13 protein-coding genes and 1 pseudogene are annotated in these 16,670 nt (G+C 67.4%); 6 read left to right on the top strand and 8 right to left on the bottom strand.

Annotated elements, in window-relative coordinates:
- Positions 1–100 precede the first annotated feature (100 nt).
- A complete protein-coding gene (locus tag SM611_RS31655) occupies positions 101–1,498 on the bottom strand; it encodes a recombinase family protein (RefSeq protein WP_371953989.1) in 1,398 nt (465 codons plus the stop codon).
- Between the two features lie 174 nt (positions 1,499–1,672).
- Here SM611_RS31655 and SM611_RS31650 point away from each other — a divergent pair, with 174 nt between their 5' ends.
- The 3 genes from SM611_RS31650 (at position 1,673) to SM611_RS31640 (ending at position 5,509) form a co-directional block, all read left to right on the top strand.
- A complete protein-coding gene (locus tag SM611_RS31650) occupies positions 1,673–1,912 on the top strand; it encodes a hypothetical protein (RefSeq protein WP_371953988.1) in 240 nt (79 codons plus the stop codon).
- 800 nt (positions 1,913–2,712) lie between these two features.
- Positions 2,713–4,146 carry an ATP-binding protein gene (locus tag SM611_RS31645; protein WP_371953987.1) on the top strand — a complete coding sequence of 478 codons (1,434 nt, stop codon included), beginning with the start codon at positions 2,713–2,715 and terminating at the stop codon, positions 4,144–4,146.
- Positions 4,147–4,396: 250 nt separating this feature from the next.
- Entirely contained in the window at positions 4,397–5,509 is a 1,113-nt protein-coding gene (locus SM611_RS31640; protein ID WP_371953986.1) for a tellurite resistance TerB family protein, read from the top strand.
- Positions 5,510–5,799: 290 nt separating this feature from the next.
- Here the strand turns inward: SM611_RS31640 and SM611_RS31635 are convergent, their stop codons facing one another.
- Positions 5,800–6,513, bottom strand: a complete 714-nt coding sequence (locus SM611_RS31635) for a hypothetical protein (protein ID WP_371953985.1) — start codon at positions 6,511–6,513, stop codon at positions 5,800–5,802.
- Positions 6,514–7,521: 1,008 nt separating this feature from the next.
- Complete coding sequence (locus tag SM611_RS31630; RefSeq protein ID WP_371953984.1) at positions 7,522–7,917, bottom strand: winged helix-turn-helix transcriptional regulator; 396 nt, start codon at positions 7,915–7,917, stop codon at positions 7,522–7,524.
- A 108-nt stretch (positions 7,918–8,025) separates the two neighbouring features.
- Here SM611_RS31630 and SM611_RS31625 point away from each other — a divergent pair, with 108 nt between their 5' ends.
- Positions 8,026–8,943 carry an NADP-dependent oxidoreductase gene (locus SM611_RS31625; protein ID WP_371953983.1) on the top strand — a complete coding sequence of 306 codons (918 nt, stop codon included), beginning with the start codon at positions 8,026–8,028 and terminating at the stop codon, positions 8,941–8,943.
- Between the two features lie 65 nt (positions 8,944–9,008).
- Here SM611_RS31625 and SM611_RS31620 read toward each other — a convergent pair whose 3' ends face one another.
- The 5 genes and pseudogenes from SM611_RS31620 to SM611_RS31600 all read right to left on the bottom strand — a co-directional run.
- Entirely contained in the window at positions 9,009–9,338 is a 330-nt protein-coding gene (locus tag SM611_RS31620) for an Imm51 family immunity protein (RefSeq protein WP_371953982.1), read from the bottom strand.
- A 144-nt stretch (positions 9,339–9,482) separates the two neighbouring features.
- Positions 9,483–10,076: a hypothetical protein gene (locus tag SM611_RS31615; protein WP_371953981.1), complete on the bottom strand. Its 594-nt coding sequence runs from the start codon at positions 10,074–10,076 to the stop codon at positions 9,483–9,485.
- A 128-nt stretch (positions 10,077–10,204) separates the two neighbouring features.
- Entirely contained in the window at positions 10,205–12,922 is a 2,718-nt protein-coding gene (locus SM611_RS31610; RefSeq protein WP_371953980.1) for a TIM-barrel domain-containing protein, read from the bottom strand.
- Positions 12,923–12,960: 38 nt separating this feature from the next.
- Positions 12,961–13,836 (bottom strand): non-ribosomal peptide synthetase, encoded by an 876-nt coding sequence (locus SM611_RS31605; RefSeq protein ID WP_371953979.1) that lies wholly within the window; start codon positions 13,834–13,836, stop codon positions 12,961–12,963.
- Between the two features lie 88 nt (positions 13,837–13,924).
- Positions 13,925–14,703: pseudogene (locus SM611_RS31600) on the bottom strand (AMP-binding protein); the annotation flags it as partial.
- Positions 14,704–14,947: 244 nt separating this feature from the next.
- Between SM611_RS31600 and SM611_RS31595 the strand changes: the two are divergent.
- Together SM611_RS31595 and SM611_RS31590 are read left to right on the top strand one after the other, a co-directional pair.
- Complete coding sequence (locus tag SM611_RS31595) at positions 14,948–15,373, top strand: MFS transporter (RefSeq protein WP_371954049.1); 426 nt, start codon at positions 14,948–14,950, stop codon at positions 15,371–15,373.
- Between the two features lie 50 nt (positions 15,374–15,423).
- Positions 15,424–16,662 carry an MFS transporter gene (locus SM611_RS31590; protein ID WP_371953978.1) on the top strand — a complete coding sequence of 413 codons (1,239 nt, stop codon included), beginning with the start codon at positions 15,424–15,426 and terminating at the stop codon, positions 16,660–16,662.
- The last annotated feature ends 8 nt before the right edge of the window (positions 16,663–16,670 follow it).

Genomic DNA, 16,670 nt, shown 5'->3' with positions numbered 1-16,670 from the left:
GGATGGTTGTCGCTAGTCCCCCACCGTGATGCGGTGGATGTCGCCGATCCGGACGGCGGGCGCCATGTGCAATTGGTTGTGGTCGCCCTCGGACACAGGATTACCCCATGGGTGACGCGAAGAGCTCGATCTGGGAGGTTGTTCCTATAGCGGGCTCTTCTTCGTTGTTGCCGACCACGGTGCAAGATGACCTGTCGCAGACTATGGCGAGACCGTTGCGCTTGAGGTGTGCGACGAGTTCATGCGGGGAGCGGGCTTCGCCTCGTCGTGGTGAAAGCTGCCGCAGCAACTCGTCGAACAGCTGGTCTTCTCGGAGGTAGAGGTTCTTCGGCGCGTCGGGAGAGCGCGGCTTGGTGCTGTTGTAGCCGTGGCGGCAGCGATAGCCGCTGCGTCCGTTGACCCAATGGGAGTCCATCCGCCGCTGGCAGAGGCCGCATAGGAGCAGGCCGGCCAGGAGGTATACGCGGACGCTCCCATCGCGGGTGGGTCTGGCGGCGCGGATCGTCTGCGCGGCGACGAAGTCGGCGTCGGAGACCAGTGCCGGATGGGCGGGCTTCTTAGAAATCGCCCATCCCGCGGTCGTGTCGTCGAACCCGGCCTGCCGGTCCCAGACTTGACGGCCGGTGTAGCGGGGGTTCTCCAGGATCGTGGCGACCGTGTTCAGCGTCCAGCCCTGCCCCGACCGGTGGGGATTTCGCTTTTGATCGACACGGGAAGGGCAGGGGACGCCGCGTTCGTTGAGTTCGCGGGCGATTCTGGCCACGCTCACGCCGGAGAGGCGGCGCGCGAAGATCCATCTCACGTGCGGAGCGGTCAGCGGGTCGGGATCGAGGCGCCGCAGGCGACGTCCCCATTGGGCGTGGGCCTGGTTCGGGTGCGGACCGGCGTCCACGAGCCGGTACCCGTAAGGGGGCCGGCCGCCGAGGTAGCGGCCCTGCTCGCAGGCTTGGATGCGCATCGCGGCCAGGACACGGTGCCGTGCACGCAGCACCTCGCGCCGCGATTGCGCGCCCAGCATCATCATGAGCGCACGGTGCGCCGGCTCGTTCATGTCGATGGGACCGAACGCCTCCGGTAGCCACAGCCGGATGCCATGGGCGTCCAGGAGGGGAGCGAGCGCGGCGAACTGGTTTCCGGAGAACGCGCGTTCGTACTCTCCGACCACGATGGCATCGAAGGTGCGGGCCGTCAGGGCTTCGAGTAGTGCCGCCGCCTGTGGACGTCGTGACCACGGCACCTCGCGTGAGCATCCGGCGTCGAAGTAGTCGGCCACGATCGCGCCTTCACCGGTGATAAGAGAGTCGGCGGCTTCGCGCTGCCACCCGTATGATGTCCGCCGATCCTGGTGACCGGTGGTCGAGGTCCGCCCATAGAAGGCGAAGCGCAGGCCGTTCCCGGCCGGTCGGGCACCGCTGGTGACCTTCCGGCGGCCAGCCCGCCCCTTGCGCTTCGCCCACTCGCCGAACGGGTCATGGGACGGCTGTTCTCGGATCGCCATCGTGGAGGCCTCCCGGGGGACGAGGTGATACGCCGATCTGACGTCATGAGTCTTCGGCTATGACGCCGAAACATCGGCGTCGTCCCAGGGCGTTTACGATCGACGGTCGTGGCGACGAAGCGAATGAACAAGGACGCGTTCTAAAGGGAACTGGCCGGTCTCGACGATGACGCGTTGAGGAAGCTGCTGTGGACGTTGTGCTGGCGGGGCACCAAGCAGCTCCGGGAACGCATCGAGACCGAACTCCAGCCCGCCAACACCAAGCCGGCCGTTGCCGACAAGGAGCGGATCGACCCCCAAGAGGCCTTGCGCGACGTCACCGACTTCGTGTCACTCGCCCGCGCGGGCGCCTACATGGCCGGGGATCGGCGCGTATCGCCCAAAGAACGCAGTCGGTGGCGCTTCACCTTCTAGCGTCTGGCCAAGGACGCACGCTCCGCGCTCGCTCTCGACGTCCCGGCCGGCGCCGCCGCACTTGAGCAGCTCATCGACCTGGCTTGCGAGGTCAAGAGCTACGATCTGTTCCATTCTGAGGATCCCGTGGAGGCTGCCGGCTTCGTCGTCTCCGATGCCGTCGCCACACTGTGGCAAGGTCTGCGCGGCCACCACGGGTTCACCGGTTTCGCGCGGCTGGCCGCGCCGCAGCTCATCCGCTGGGAGCAGGGAGCACGGATGAACCCGTTCCGGATGGGGCCGCCTCAGCGAGAAGGAGACCACCCTCGCCACCGTTCTTGCCGGGCTGCTGCGGGGCAGCGACGCCTGGGCCGACTTCGCCGGCCACTACCTGACAGCACTCGACCAGGCCCGAACCGCCGCCCCCGGGATCTACGGCGTCGACGCCGATTACTCTCGTAGGGAGCGCACCGGTGATCTCTCGGAGTGGCATCTGCTTCAGCTCGAACGCCTGGAAGGCACCGACGCCGACCATCTGCTCGACCGGCTCGTCACCCATCCCAACTCGCCGGTCCCGAACTCACCTACATCCAAGCCCGCCGCACGATCCAGACCGGCGCTCCAGACAGAGCTCGTGCCCTGATGCGCGACTGTCTGAAGGAGTTGCCCGGCCATGAGGGCTTCCTCGCGTTCGCGAAAAGGATCAGCACCCAGTGAAGCTCACCAACGTCGCCGGCGCGCAACTGAGCGGACGACCACCCCAAATGCAACTGAATCGACGGCAAATGTAACCGCACCTCCGTTACATTTGGTGCGTGAGCATGAATCTGGACGACCTGGTGGAACGTCTGCGCACAGCGGGCGGCGACTCGTCGGACGTGGAGGTCAAGTCGGCCGCCGGCGGGCTACCGCAGTCGCTGACCTCCACACTCAGCGCCCTGGCGAACCTTCCGGGCGGCGGCACGATCATCTTGGGGCTCGACGAGGCGACAGGCTTCCGACCCGTACCGCTCACCGACCCGCAGAAACTCAAGCAAGGCATCGCCGGAAAGGCACGCTCGTTCACCCCACCCGTCCGGATCACCGTGGAAGACGGGGTTGTCGAGGGAATGCCGGTCGTCGTCGCGCACGTTCACGAGTGCGATCCGTCGGCGAAACCGTGCCGCGTGACCGGATCCGGCACGGCCTACCTGCGCGGGTACGACGGGGACTTCGAACTGTCGGCCCTTGAGGAGCAGGCATTCCTCGCCGCACGGCAGCCGCCCCTGTTCGACCGGGCCCCGGTCGACGGCGCCACCCGCGATGACCTCGACAGTCATCTCGTTGAAGGCTTCCTGCGGTCGGTGCGCGAACGGGACCCCCACGGGCTGGGCCGTTTCCGCGACAGCGCGGAACTCCTCCGCCGCGCGGGGGTGACGACCTCCGACGGAACGCCCACGGTCGCCGGCCTGCTGTCCCTGGGCGTCCACCCGCAGGAATGGTTCCCGCGGTTCCTCATCCAGGCATCGGCCGAACCACTGCCGAACGACCCGGCGGGATCACGCGCCCGCAACCAGGCCACCATCACCGGCCCGATCCCCCTCATGCTCGACGAGGCACTCGCCTGGGCGCGACGGACCTTCGACACCGCGATCGTCTCGGCATCCGACGGCACCGTCCACGACGAACCGGCCTTCCCCCTCATCGCCTTCCGCGAGATCATCGCCAACGCCCTCGTGCACCGCGACCTCGACCACTGGTCGGCTGGCATGGCCGTCGAGGTACGCCTGCGCCGTGACCGCCTCATCGTCTCCAATCCCGGTGGTCTTTACGGCATCACCGTCGAGAGACTCGGCCGCGAGGCCGTGACCTCGGCCCGCAACGCCCGGCTCGTCGCCATCTGCCAGCATGTCCGCACCCCCGACGGCGGCGCCCGCGTCATCGAAGCCCTCGCCTCCGGCCTCCCCATCGTGACCAGAACCCTTGCCGAAGCAGGACTCCCACCCGCCCACTACATCGACGCCGGCATCCGCTTCACGGTCCTCCTCCGAAGGGCCGCCTCCACCACTCGGCCCGGCGTTGACCTCAACCAGACAGAACTGCGCGTCTACGACGCGCTGGCGACCGGAGCACGTACCGTGGCGGAACTCCAGGGTCAGCTGAACCTGACCGCCCCCAACATCCGCAAGGCCCTCCGCGAATTGCGCCGCGGGGGACTCATCGAACAACACGGCGGAAGAGGCCGAACGACCACCTACTGCCGACCGACGGACTAGCCACCCTCACCCTCGACCGTGAGCCCAGCTGTCCGTGCTACGGGGGGACCTCACTCGCGTCGGGCGATGGTGGCATGGAGTTCGGCGCCACAACACTCAACTTCGCGACCGCCCTGCTCTGCTGGTCGGCAGGCTCGTGTCGGGTGGACAGGGCACGAAAGCGCTCATCGGTTTCCTTGTCGGTGCGCTCGTCAACTGCCTATATATGGCAACCTTGCAGGTCACTGAACAATCTAGGAGGAAACCCGCCGTGACCAAAGCACTGCACGGCTCCCTCAACTCCGACGACGATGCCGACCGTGAGGCTGTCGAACAGGAGCGCGCCAAACTGCGAGAGTTCGTCAAAGGGCTGAGCACGGACGACATCAAGTCGGGCGGCTGGTTCACGAAACTCTGCACCCAAGCACTGCGGTCGTACACCGAGAATGCCACCTGGGAGTATTTCCAGCAGAAGTACAAGGGCATGCCCGCGGACGGTATCGTCGAGCAGCAGATCAAGCTGGCGGCAAAGTACGCTGCGCTCGAAGGCGGAATTACCTCCAGCATCTACACAGGGACGATCGCCGCGACCATCGGGTCGTTGGGTGGCGCCAGCCCCGCCACTGTTCCAGCCGGATTCGTCACGTTCATGGTCGACCTCACGTATATCTCCCAGTTGCAGATGCGGCTGGCCCACGACATCGCCGTGATCTACCGGATTCCACTGGACGTGAACGATCCCGAGGACATGTTGAAACTCATCCGGGTGGCATTCGACATAAAGGCCGGAGAGGTCACCCGCAGCGGTGTGGCGAAGTTCATACCCGGCCTGGTACGGCAAGTCCTCAAGAAGTACTATTCCGGTCCGGTCCTCGCCGCAGCGAAAAGCCTTCCGTTCGTTGGGAAACATCTCCTGCAACGCAACATCATCAAGTTCACCATCCCCGGCATCGGGGTCCCCCTCACCATCTTGGTGAACCGTTACACGACCTTGGTCGCGGGACGCCATGCCCGATCCGTATTCCGTGGCGAAGCACGAGTGATCGAACTCGCCGACACTTTGATCCGACGCACACGTCACCTGCAACTGATGCTGTGGGTCGCGTGGCTCGTCATCAACGCGGACGGCAAGATCACTGACGCCGAACGCCTGCTGTTCCAGCAGCTGACGCGGCTCGCCAGGGAACGGCATCAGGTCAACGACGAGCAACTCGCCAATGTCATCGACATCGACCCGGACGACGTATGGCAACGCCTCGACGCCGAGCCCGGAGATCTCAGCGACGTTGTCTACGCCGCCGAACGGGTCGCTACCGTCGACGGAGATCTCAACACGCACGAGAAGGCAGTCATCGCCGAGCTACAGCGCCGCTGCCACCGCTGAACCCACTGTGCTCAGCCTCCGCGAAGGCCGAGGTGTCCCATACCGGCAATATCACAGTTGGTCCGTCGAATGCAGCCGGCGTCACCGGGCAGCCAGCATTTCCCGTCAACAAACTCAGACCTACGGCAGATCCGATACCGGGTTCCGAGCAAGCGCAAGATGGCGAAGAAGCTTACCTTGTCTTCCTTCTGCGTTCCCGCGTGTGACGTTAAGGTTAAGCCCGCACGCAGATTTGGAAGCTGCGTGGGGCTCACATAAATCCGAGCGGTGAGCTGCAGACTATGCGCCAATCAGAATTCGGTAAGGCTCACCGAGCGGTGAATGGGCGGGCCATGTGCTGTCCGATCGTGTCGCCCCTCGGACACGTACCGTTTCCCCAAATCCGGGGTCATGGACGTCACGACGCGATCCGGGTCGAGGTCAGCCTCGACCCGGATTTCTTGTTTGTCCGGGTGGTAGACGAGCCGGATTCCGAGCGTCTGGTAGACGGTCTGACGGGCCTGCGGGCTCGCGTCCTTGAGCACCCGCACGAGATCACCCAGTCCGGCGATGAGCGCGTCGATCTCCTGGCCGGTCAAGGTCCGGCGGCGCTGGGCACCGGCCGTGCGGAGTTCTGCTCGGGCCGCGGTGAGGTGGGCTTCGGTCTCGGCCATCCACTGGGCGATGGTCGCCGGGTTGGCCCCGGCCTCAAGCGCGGCGCGGTGGCGCGCGAGTTTTGTCTCGCAGTCGGCGATCTGGGCCTTGGCGCGTATCGCGGCGGTGTTGGTCGGCGGCTCCTGGGCGCTGTGGATGTCGGCGATCGTCTGCTTGATGCGGTGCGGTGCCAGGACCTTGGCGGGCCAGGGGTCGACCAGCGCGGTGACCTGGTGTTCGCGGACGAAGATGTTGCGCGGGTGCTCGACCTTGTTGGCCAGCGCGTACTCCTCGGGGTAGCGGCACCGGAAGTAGACGTAGTCCTTGTAGGTGTGGGCCTGCATCTTGCGGTCGCACAGCCCGCAGTACATGACTCCCCGCAGTGCGTAGGAGTGCTGGTCTTCTCGCGTGCCTTGGTGCCTCCACGCTGGCATCGGCGTCCGACGAGCTTGCCTTCGATCTGGTCGAAAATCTCCTTGGCGATGATGGCCGGATGGACGGGCTCCATGGAGAACACCCACTTGTCCCGGTCGTTCCAGCGGAGCTTGGTGATGTGGCCGAGAGAGACGTCGTTGACGTCGAGGTGAGGGGCCACGCGTTTTCCGTGCACCATGAAGCACCACCCACCCGGCCCGAGTCACGATCTGTTCAAGAGCCGCCTGCCAGTTCGGAGACCGACAGGCATCAGCGTCCTGAACAGCGAGCCTGCTTGGCACCCACCGTCACTCCTGGTAGTCAAGTGCAATGATCCATGGCTCTGACGCCGAGGCCCTTGCGCGGTTACCACCGGAGCCCGATGAGCCATGGCGAGTCCGCCGCCAACGCAGGCATCGTTGGCGTTCCCCTCACCGCCGTTGGACGGCACTTCTGATCACTGCCGTCCTTGCATCCCTCGGCACCGCCGCCATCCTCCAACCCGGCGACGCGTCAGCCCCGCCGTCACCACGCCCCACCCACACGGCAGGCACCGGAAACCAGAGCCACCAACCAAGCCCGTCCCCGGCCCCGCCGACCCTTGCCTCCAAGCGGCCGGAGTATGCCGGCCGTCATCACCATCCGCATCGGCAGCATGCTGCACCATCCGCATCCGCACGAGAGACACCCGCACAGGCCAGGGCCGGCTCCGGCGAGCACCGCTCCCCATCGCTGCGCCCACCGAGCATGAACAGACAAGAGCGCACCACCCCGCGCCGCCCCCGCTCACGACCACAAAGGCCGCAACGCCCCCATCGGGCACCAACCTGGGTCCACGCCGAATGCAGCCGACGCTTCCCTCACAACGCCACCCGCCGAACCGCGTGTATCGCCGCGGTGCGCACATACCTCGGCCGGTGACCGGCACCTGCCGCCTGGGTGCGTCCGGGCGCCCTCCGGTTTTATCAACGTGCGTCGAATTGGGCGCGGGCCTCAAAGACACGATCCATGTGCGTCTCTGCCCAGGTCTTGATCGCGACCATCACCGGGAACAGGTCGTGGCCGAGCGGAGTGAGCGCGTAGTCGACGCGGACCGGCACGGACGCGGTCACCGTCCGGGTGACCAGACCATCGCGTTCCAGCGTGCGCAGGGTCTGGGTGAGCATCTTCTGGCTGACGCCCGCAATGCGGCGGGCGAGTTCGCTGTGCCGCTGCGAACCGTCGGCGAGGGCCGCGATCACCAGCGCCGCCCATTTGTCGGTCAGCGTGCTCAGCAGCTCCCGAGTCGGGCATGCCGCCAAGAACGCATCATAGTCGCGCTTGGCCTGCTCTCGACGCTGCGCGGCCGTCGTTGTCGCCACGTTCCACCTCTTAGGTCGGTGCCCTAGGCACTCCAAGGTACCTACTTCCTCGCAGCGCCCCCACGTCCCTACCGTGGGACACCACGACATACAGCGGAGGGCACGACGATGCGCGCAGTCAGCTATTCACAGTTCGGAGGGCCGGAGGTCCTCTACGTGGCGGCGGACCTACCGGTACCCGAGCCAGGGCCGGGGCAGGTACGAGTACGGGTCGCCGCATCCGTTGTGCACCCGGTCGACCTCATGATTCGCGCCGGCCGATTCCCGGCGCCACTGCCGACCCCGCTGCCGTACACACCCGGGTGGGACGTGGCGGGCGCGGTCGACGCGGTGGGGCCGTCCGTCGGGGATTTCGCCGTTGGTGACGCTGTCATCGGCTTCTCGCCATGGATACGCACCACCGTCGGTACTCACGCGGAGTACGTGGTCCTGGACGCCGCCTGGCTGACCTTCGCACCCACCGGCATTCCCGCCACCGAGGCCGCGGCCCTGCCGACCAACGGCCTCGCCGCCGCCCAGGCCCTCGACCTGCTCGCGCTCCCGACGGGCTCGACCATGCTCGTCACCGGTGCCGCGGGGCAAGTGGGCGGGTTCGTCCTGGCCCTGGCCCGGGCAACGGGCCTGCACGCCACGGGACTCGCGGGGGTCGGCGACCGCGAGTTCATCCAGTCGCAGGGCGCGGCGTTCCTGCCACGATCGGACGATCCGATCGCGGCCGGGCCGGACGGCTTCGACGCGGTCGTCGACCTGGCGATGATCGGCCCCTCATTGATGGAACTGGTCAGGGACGGCGGCGGCTATGTGGCGGCTTCGCCCCCGTTGCGCCCGGAGCCGGCGCCGGGAATCCGGACGTTCGCCCTGGATGTGCTACCGGACGGCTCCCGGCTGGGCGATCTGGCCAAACGAGCGGAGAGCGGCGAGATCCCGCTACGGGTCGCCGCGGTGCACTCCTTCGCCGACGCGGCGGCGGCCCACGACCGACTGGCCCAAGGCGGCGTGCGAGGCGCCGTGGCGGTCGTTCCCTGATCTGCCACGCTGAGTCCCCCACGCACTCATCTGCCGCGGGCGGCGGGGCCTGGGTGGGCTGAAGATCAGTCGTCGAACTCGAAGCCGCTGGCCTCTGCCGAGGTGATGAGCGTGCGCATGCGATCGCCGTCGGTGGTGACAGGGGTTATCAGTTCGGCCAACTCCTGGAGTACGGTTCGGTCCTCGCTGTGCGCGCAGAACATGCCGCCTTCGGGGTCGTAGGCGAATCGCCCATCGAGGGCCGGAGCCTCCGTGCTCACGAGGAACTGCGCGACACCCTCCCAGAAATACCCGTTCGGCTCGTGACCAAGCTGCTCGACAAGCTCATCCACTTGTGTCGTGCCCGCATCCAGCAGCAACGAGAACCTCCCGGGCATGGTTTCGATCAACCGCATCTGAGTCATGAAGCGTTGCAGTCCCGAAGCCAGAGGGCAACCTTCCGCGACCCACGACAGAGCGCCGCGGCACCACGGTCGCCCAGACCGAGCCCAGCCGTCCGCGCATGCCGCTTAGGGTGCGGGTTCGCTTTGGATCGTTGTTCAGTCCTTAGCCTGTACTGGAATGAGGAGCCACCGGGCGAAGCAGTTGTCCTCGTCGAGTTCGGTATACCAGCGGACCTTGAGCTGGTACGTGGTGTGCGCGGTTGCCAACAGGAGGCCCGGCTCCACACCGCGAGACGGTGGGCCGTGGACGGTCGGCACTGGTCCAGGCTGGGCCGCGAGCAGGGGCACGGAATGCGGACCGGTGCCGTCGACCGCGGCACTGAAAATGGCAAGCATGCCACTGCGCACGGTCAGCGTGTCTCCGTTTTCGTCCTGTGTGGTCGGGTAGTGCAGCGCTCTTGCCAGTGCTTCCGGATAGTCTGCACCGCTGGCCTGGACGATGGCGATGGGGCCGCTCGCCGCCTCGAAGACCTCGATCCAACTGTCGTCGCGGACGACGCCGTCGCCGCCGACGAGGGCTGCTCGTCCGGTGCCGACGAAAATGCTGGTGTCCTGCTGGCCGAGTTCGACGATCCGGTCGAACTCGTCGTCGTTGAAGCCGTGCCATGCCTCACGAAGTGCGGCGTCGAGTGCGAGAAACGGTTCGCCGTTGGTCCAGAGCCGACCAACGTGTACCCATGAGTCTGACATTGCCCCAGTATCAGGGACCGGTGTGCGAGCCACCTCGACAAGCACGGGCACGGGCAAGGGCTCTCGACAGGGCTTGGCCCGTCGCCCGCTCGGCGACCGGCGCACCAGCGGTCCGATGCGTCGAAGACCTAGGAGATGGGGATGATGGTGTGTCGTGCGCCGGCCGGTCCCGCCGGAAGGCGGATCGTGAGGGTGCCGGTGGCGGTGTCGTAACTCCATGCCATTGCGGACAGGGTCTTGCCGTCAGCGGTGACCGTGCGGGGGCGCCTGGTCCCCCGCAGGCTGACGGTGTAGGCGCGCGTGCGTACCGCACCCGGATATGCGCCTTGCCGAGCGGCGATGTCGATAGTTCCAGACCTGTAGGTGATCTGGGTCGTCGTGTGCTCGCCGCGCTGGTATGCCTGGCCGTTTCCGGCGTCCTCGTACAGCGTGAAGGCGCCGTCGGCTCCCGCGCCGACAACGAGGGTCACCTGGTCAAGGGGGTTCTGGGACGCGTTGTCGACGTAGTTGGTCCGCTGGGTGAAGATGCCCCCGGCGCGGACGAACAGCGGCATGCTCTCCAGGCCGGAGACAATGGTGTGAGTGCTGGGGCCCTGATAGGTCCGGCCCGTGAAGTAGTCGGTCCATCGACCGGGTGGGAACCACACTTTCGTCTGTGCCGTTCCATTGGTGTTCGGCCGGGTGACCGGTGCGACCAGCAGCGAGTCACCGTAGGTGTACTGGGTCGAGTTCTCGTAGGCCTCCGCCTGACCGGGGTAGGAAAGGTAGAGCGGGCGCACCATCGGCAGGCCAGTGTCTCGTGCCTGCCGTGCGAGCGAGTAGGTGTAGGGAAGCAGAGCCTCCCGCAACTGGAGGAACTTCGTCGCCGCCCGATGTGCCTGCGGGCCGTAGTCCCACGGTAGGCGCTCCCCGTTGAAGGAGTGGAGGCGGAGGATCGGCTGGAATGTGCCGAGCTGGATCCAGCGGGTGTAGTAGTCGTCGTCCAGGTGCTGTTTGCGGAAGCTGCCGATGTCATGACTGACGTACGACATCCCAACGGATCCTTCGGCCGCGCTCATCTCAGCGGCGAACGCCAGGAGCGGCCAGGTCGATTCGCTGTCGCCGGTGAAATGCACGGTCGAGCGGTGCTCGGCCCACGGTCCCGAGGGATACACGGGGGAGCCGCCCTGCCCGGTCAGACCGCCGACCAGCGCGCTTCCCATCCGGGAGAGGACATGTCCGCGCTCGCCGAGGCTGTCGCCACGTGCGGCGTAGAGGTAGTTGATCCAGGAATCGGGAGTGACGCCGCGTGTGGAGACCCGGGCATCTTCGCAGCACCAGTCCAGCCACCAGCTGTCCACGCCTTGGCGCTCGAAGGGCCGGTGCAGGGCGAAGTAGGCATTGACCTGGTCCGGGTCACCCCAGTCGAACACCTTGCATAGGTTGACCCCCGCCAGGCAGAACGAGTCCTTGAGCTTCCCCTTGGCGATGGCGTTGGTCTCGCCGAGTTGGGGGTCGTTCAGGGGAATGCTGGGGTGGACGTTGAAGTTCAGTTCGAGTCCCTGGTCGTGCGCCCATCGGGTGAACGTTTCCGGGGCGGGGAAGAGCTTGCGGTTCCAGTTCCAGCCGTTCCATGTAGAGGGGGACTTGAAGTCGGTGTCCACCGAGAGGGTGTCCAGCGGCACCTCCTCTGCCCGGAACCTGGGCAGTAGCCCCTGCCGGTAGTCCTGCGTGCTGTAGGGGTGATACCGGGAGAACCAGACTCCGAAGTGGGAACGGGGCAGCAGGGGGGCGGGTCCGGTGAGGTCTTTCAGATCGGTCAGGGCCTGCCGGTAGTCGCTGCCGTAGCCGAAAAGGTATCCGTCCTGGTAGGGCTTGCCCGCATGGCCGGGGCGCTGGGTGATGCGGTGCGCCGCCGGATCGAACAGCGCGGTGCGACTGTCGTCGAGGAGCGCCCATCCCTGTCGGGACAGAATTCCGGGTTCCAGCTTGGCAGGGCCGGACTGGTAGTCCAGGCCGCGGCGGTAGCCGCCGAGCTGTGGATATGCGGGGTAGGAGGTTCCAGGGGGCACGACCGACAGATTGTCGACGTTGACGTGCCCGGAATCGTCGGTGCCCCGCTCCAGTGAGATCGTCGTGTCGCCCTTCCTCAGATGGACGGTTGTCTCGGCGACACGCCAGTTGCTCCAGTCCCCGGTCTTCGGCAGTGTCAGTTGCGCGGCCCTGGTGTCGCCGACCCGGACGCCGAGCGTACGGGTCTCGTCTTTGAGATCACCTCCCCGGGCGTTGGCGTAGCGCGCCGCAAGCCGGTAGTCACCATCGGCCGGGACGTCCACGAGCCGGAACGAGGCGGACGCCTCCCGCCGATCGAAACCGGCCGTGAAGCCCGCCCCGGTGAACCCCTCATGATCAGACCCGGCCGCGGCTCCTCCGGCCGCTCGCCCGTCCTCGGCCTCGCAGCGCGTGCCGAAGGAGCAGACGCGGTCCGCCGCGGTCCACGCGGGGCGGCCGACGGCGCCCCCGGCAAGCTCGACCCGCAGGTTCGAGGCGGTGAAGGCACCGGAACCGCGCTTGTAACGCAACGTGAGCCGGTGCGTACGGATCACCCTGTCCCCGCCCTCGGTCCAGGTCCGGAACCGCGTCGGCACGGCTTGGCGGCCGGCCACGTTGAACGTCGGCCGGTCCTCGAACGTCCCGTCGCCGGCGTACTCCAGCCGGATCAGCGTCGAGCTCAGGATCTGGAAACGCGCATCGCCCTCGTACACCGAAGGCACCGATGCCGCCCGTGCCTCCTGGGCCGGTACCGCCGGCGCGGCTCCGGCGAGCAGCACGGCCCCGGCGCCGACGGCAAGGCGGTGTCGCTTCATGAGGCTCCCATGCTGCGAACGACTTACACAGAAGCTAACTAAATTCGCATACGCCCGTCTAGAAGAGACTGTGGGTCGGGCCCGACTAGCAGCGAGTGGCCGCCGAGGTCGAAGAAGTCGTCCTCCACGCCGATCCCGTCCACGTCCAGGACCTCGGCGAACGCGGCGCAGAGCGCGGCCTCGCGGTCATCGCGGGACCGCCGGTCCGGCCTTCCGGCCGGGGCGGGCGGAGCGGGCAGCGCCTGCCGGTCCAGCTTCCCGTGCGCGTTGACCGGCAGTGACTCCATCCGCACGACGGCGGCGGGCACCATGTAATCGGGCAGGGCCTGCGCGCCGAAGTCGCACAGGGCGGCCGCGTCCCAGCGCGCGCCGTCCACGGGCACGACGTAGGCGACGAGCTCCTGTCCGCGTGCGCCGCCGGAACGGGCCACGACCGCGACGCGTGCCACATCGGGATGGTCCGCGTAGCGGCTCTCGACCTCGGCGGGCTCGACCTGGAAGCCGCGGATCTCCACCTGGTCGTCGGCGCGGCCGAGGAACTCCAGGTTCCCGTCCGGATCGCGGCGCGCCAGGTCGCCGGTGCGGTACATCCGGCCCGGCCGGAAGGGGCATGCCACGAACCGCTCGGCCGTACGTACGGCCGCGCCGAGATACCCGCGGGCCAGGCCCGGCCCGGAGACGTAGATCTCGCCGGGCACACCGTCAGGGGGCAGCCGGAACGCCTCGTTCAGGACGTACACCTCGAGGGCGCCGAGCGCGACGCCGATCGGGACCGTGGCCGCGCCCGGCGGGCAGCGCCAGAAGGTGCACGTCGTGGTCTCGGTCGGCCCGTGGAGGTTGTCCAGGGGGATGGAGAACGTCGCGTGGAACTTCTCGGCCACCCAGGGCTGGAGTGCCTCGCCGCTGCACAGCACGCGGCGCAGCCCCCAGCCCCCGGCAGGACGCGGCGAGGGGTTCGTGCAGGAAGGCGTCCAGCACCGATGGCACGAAATGCGCGGTGGTGACCTCGGACTCCGCGGCGAAGGCGGTGAGCCGTGCCATGTCGCGCTGGGCCGCGCCCTCGGCGATCGCGACGGACGCACCGGTGGTCAGCGCCCAGAACATCTCCCACACCGCGATGTCGAATCCCGGTGAGGTCTTGTAGAGCACCCGGTCGCCCGGGTCGAGCCCGTACCGGGACTGCATCCACCACAACCGGTGGCTCACTGCGTCGTGCCGGAGGGCCACGCCCTTAGGACGGCCGGTGGAGCCCGAGGTGTAGTTGATGTAGGAGGCCCGGTCGGGATGCTGGCGATCCTCCTGGTCGGGCGGGCTGCCGGGGCCGGAGGCATCGGTCGCCTGCTCGTCGACGAGCAGCCGAGGACGGCCTGGCGCGATGTTCGCCAGCCCGGGCGCGGTCGCGGCGTCGGTGAGCACGAGCACCGGCCGGGCGTCCTCGGCCATGAGCGCGAGGCGTCCGGGCGGGTGTTCGAGGTCGAGCGGGGGGAGCAGGCACCCGTCTTGGCGACGGCCAGGGAGGCGATGACCGAGCGCGGCGACCTCGGCAGGGCGAGCGCCACGACGTCCTCGGGGCCGACGCCCTCGGGGCCGACGCCCTCGGCGATCAGCCGCCGGACGAGCCGGTCGGCCGCCGCCGAGATTTCGCGATAGGTGCGATCAGGAGCGTTCTCGGAAACGAGCGCGATAGCGTTGGGAGCAGTGGCCGCCTGCTCGTCGAACTGTCGGGGAATTGACAGGAAGGCATACTCCACAAGACCCTCGTCCCTACCATGTTGACCCATGCATAAGCGCAAAGTACACGGCAGTGTCAAAAATGTAATGACATTAAGGGTACGTTCACATCATCGAAGATACTACAAGTAGAAAGTTGATCGTCAAGTGCAAAGGACGGCCACTCCTCGTACTCTCGACAGTGTCGTGACATGAGGAGTGCGCGGCGCGGAAGACCAAGGAAAGTAAAGTCGGCTACAGAGGGGAAGCACGAAGGAAGAGCCGGTAGCTGCAGGGGAGACGACTTCCGAGGAAATTCCCCTACGCCGTAACCGCAACTTCACGTTGCCGTGGAGTGGTCAGATCATCTCTGATCTGGGTACTCGCGTGACGACCATCGCATTTCCCCTGCTGGTCATCTCCATGACCCATTCACCGGCCAAGGCGGGCATCGTCGGATTCTGCGCGACGTTACCCTATGCCCTGTTCTATCTGCCCGCCGGGGCATTGCCGGACCAGTACGACCGCAGGCGCGTCATGCTGATCTGCGAGGTCGGCCGCTTTCTCGCTCTCGGCAGCCTGGTCGTGGGCGCGTGGGCGCTCGCCGCCGGGGGGGCCGATAACACCTTCCACGAATGTTCGTGGCGCTTCTCGCGGACCAGCCGTGGAGGTTTCCGCAGGTCGTCTGGTGGCGCGCGCAGTGGGACGCTGCCCCGCCTTTCTCGCTTGGGCGAGATGTGATACAACTAGTAACGCATGATACGTGCTGTATCATCTGGAGGTATTCATCCATGGCGACCAGCGAACAGGAGTCGGTCCCGACCGCCAAGGTCGAACAGGACCGGCTGTCGCGACTGCTGATGATCCTGCTTGCCACGGCGGTCGGCGCGGCGGTGGCCAACCGGTTCTACATCGAGCCGCTGCTCAGCCTGGTCACGCACTCGTTCAAGGTGTCCCCGACTGCGGCGGGGCTGCTGGTGACGAGTGCGAACGTGGGCTACGTCCTCGGCCTCATACTGCTGGTGCCGCTCGGCGACCTGCTGGAGCGGCGTCGGCTGCTGACGGGCATGTTCCTGGGCGCCGGGGTGGTGGCACTGGGGTGTGCCGCCGCGCCAGGGCTGCCTCTGCTGGCACTGGCGCTGGCCGGCCTTGCGATGCTCTCGGTCTGCGCACAAATCCTGATCCCGCTCGCCGCCACCCTGGCGGCTCCCGAGGAGCGCGGCCACGTCGTGGGCTTCGTGACCAGCGGGCTGCTGGTCGGCACGCTCGGCGCGCGCGCCGTGAGCGGGTTCGCGGCGGGGGTGGCCGGGTTCCGGCTGATCTTCGTCGTCGCGGCCGTCGCGATGGTCGTGCTCGCGCTGCTGCTGCACCGGACCCTGCCGGCCCTGCCGTCGGCCCAGCAGACCAGCTACCGCGCGCTGCTGGGGTCGGTGCTGACGCTGGTGGCCCGCGAGCCCGAACTGCGCAGGCGCATGGCCCTGGCGTTCCTCCAGTTCGCCGGGTTCACGGTGCTGTGGGCTCCGATGGCCTTCCTGCTGTCCGGCTCGCCGTACCACTACGAGCCGACGGTCATCGGCCTTTTCGGACTGTTCGGCGTGGCCGGGGCGCTGGCCGCCCCGTGGGCGGGGAAGCTGGGCGACCGCGGCCGCAGCGGGCTCACCGTCACCGTGTCGTTGCTCGTGATGCTCGCCGCCTGGGGGCTGATCGCCCTCGGCGGCAGTTCGCTGATAGCGCTCATCGCCGGGATCGTGCTCCTGGACGCCGGCTTCCAGGGCGCCCACATCAACCACCAGCGGACCGTCTTCGCGCTCCAGCCCGCGGCGCGCAGCCGCGTCAACACCGCCTACATGTTCGCCTTCTTCCTCGGCGGGGTGGCCGGATCGACACTGGCCGCGATCGTCTACAACGCGGGCGGCTGGTCCGGGATCTGCGTCCTCGGCGCCGCCCTTGCGACCCTGGCGTTGGCCATCTGGGCGCTCTGGAGGCCACGCCGTCCCGAAGGCGGTGCCGAGAGCACGGAACGAGCCTGACCATGCCC

Origin of the sequence: Actinomadura monticuli (assembly GCF_041463655.1) — a bacterium.
In the GTDB taxonomy this organism is placed as follows: Bacteria; Actinomycetota; Actinomycetes; order Streptosporangiales; family Streptosporangiaceae; genus Spirillospora; species Spirillospora monticuli.
The sequence above is the reverse complement of the archived record's forward strand: the minus strand, read 5'-3'. Positions and strand labels throughout refer to the sequence as shown.

What these genes read in the sequence shown, in the direction of transcription:
- SM611_RS31645 (WP_371953987.1), top strand. Translation starts at nt 2,713, where the DNA reads ATGAATCTGGACGACCTGGTGGAACGTCTGCGCACAGCGGGCGGCGAC.
- SM611_RS31590 (WP_371953978.1), top strand. Translation starts at nt 15,424, where the DNA reads ATGGCGACCAGCGAACAGGAGTCGGTCCCGACCGCCAAGGTCGAACAG.
- SM611_RS31625 (WP_371953983.1), top strand. Translation starts at nt 8,026, where the DNA reads ATGCGCGCAGTCAGCTATTCACAGTTCGGAGGGCCGGAGGTCCTCTAC.
- SM611_RS31615 (WP_371953981.1), bottom strand. Translation starts at nt 10,076, where the DNA reads ATGTCAGACTCATGGGTACACGTTGGTCGGCTCTGGACCAACGGCGAA.
- SM611_RS31610 (WP_371953980.1), bottom strand. Translation starts at nt 12,922, where the DNA reads ATGAAGCGACACCGCCTTGCCGTCGGCGCCGGGGCCGTGCTGCTCGCC.
- SM611_RS31655 (WP_371953989.1), bottom strand. Translation starts at nt 1,498, where the DNA reads ATGGCGATCCGAGAACAGCCGTCCCATGACCCGTTCGGCGAGTGGGCG.
- SM611_RS31620 (WP_371953982.1), bottom strand. Translation starts at nt 9,338, where the DNA reads ATGCGGTTGATCGAAACCATGCCCGGGAGGTTCTCGTTGCTGCTGGAT.
- SM611_RS31635 (WP_371953985.1), bottom strand. Translation starts at nt 6,513, where the DNA reads ATGTACTGCGGGCTGTGCGACCGCAAGATGCAGGCCCACACCTACAAG.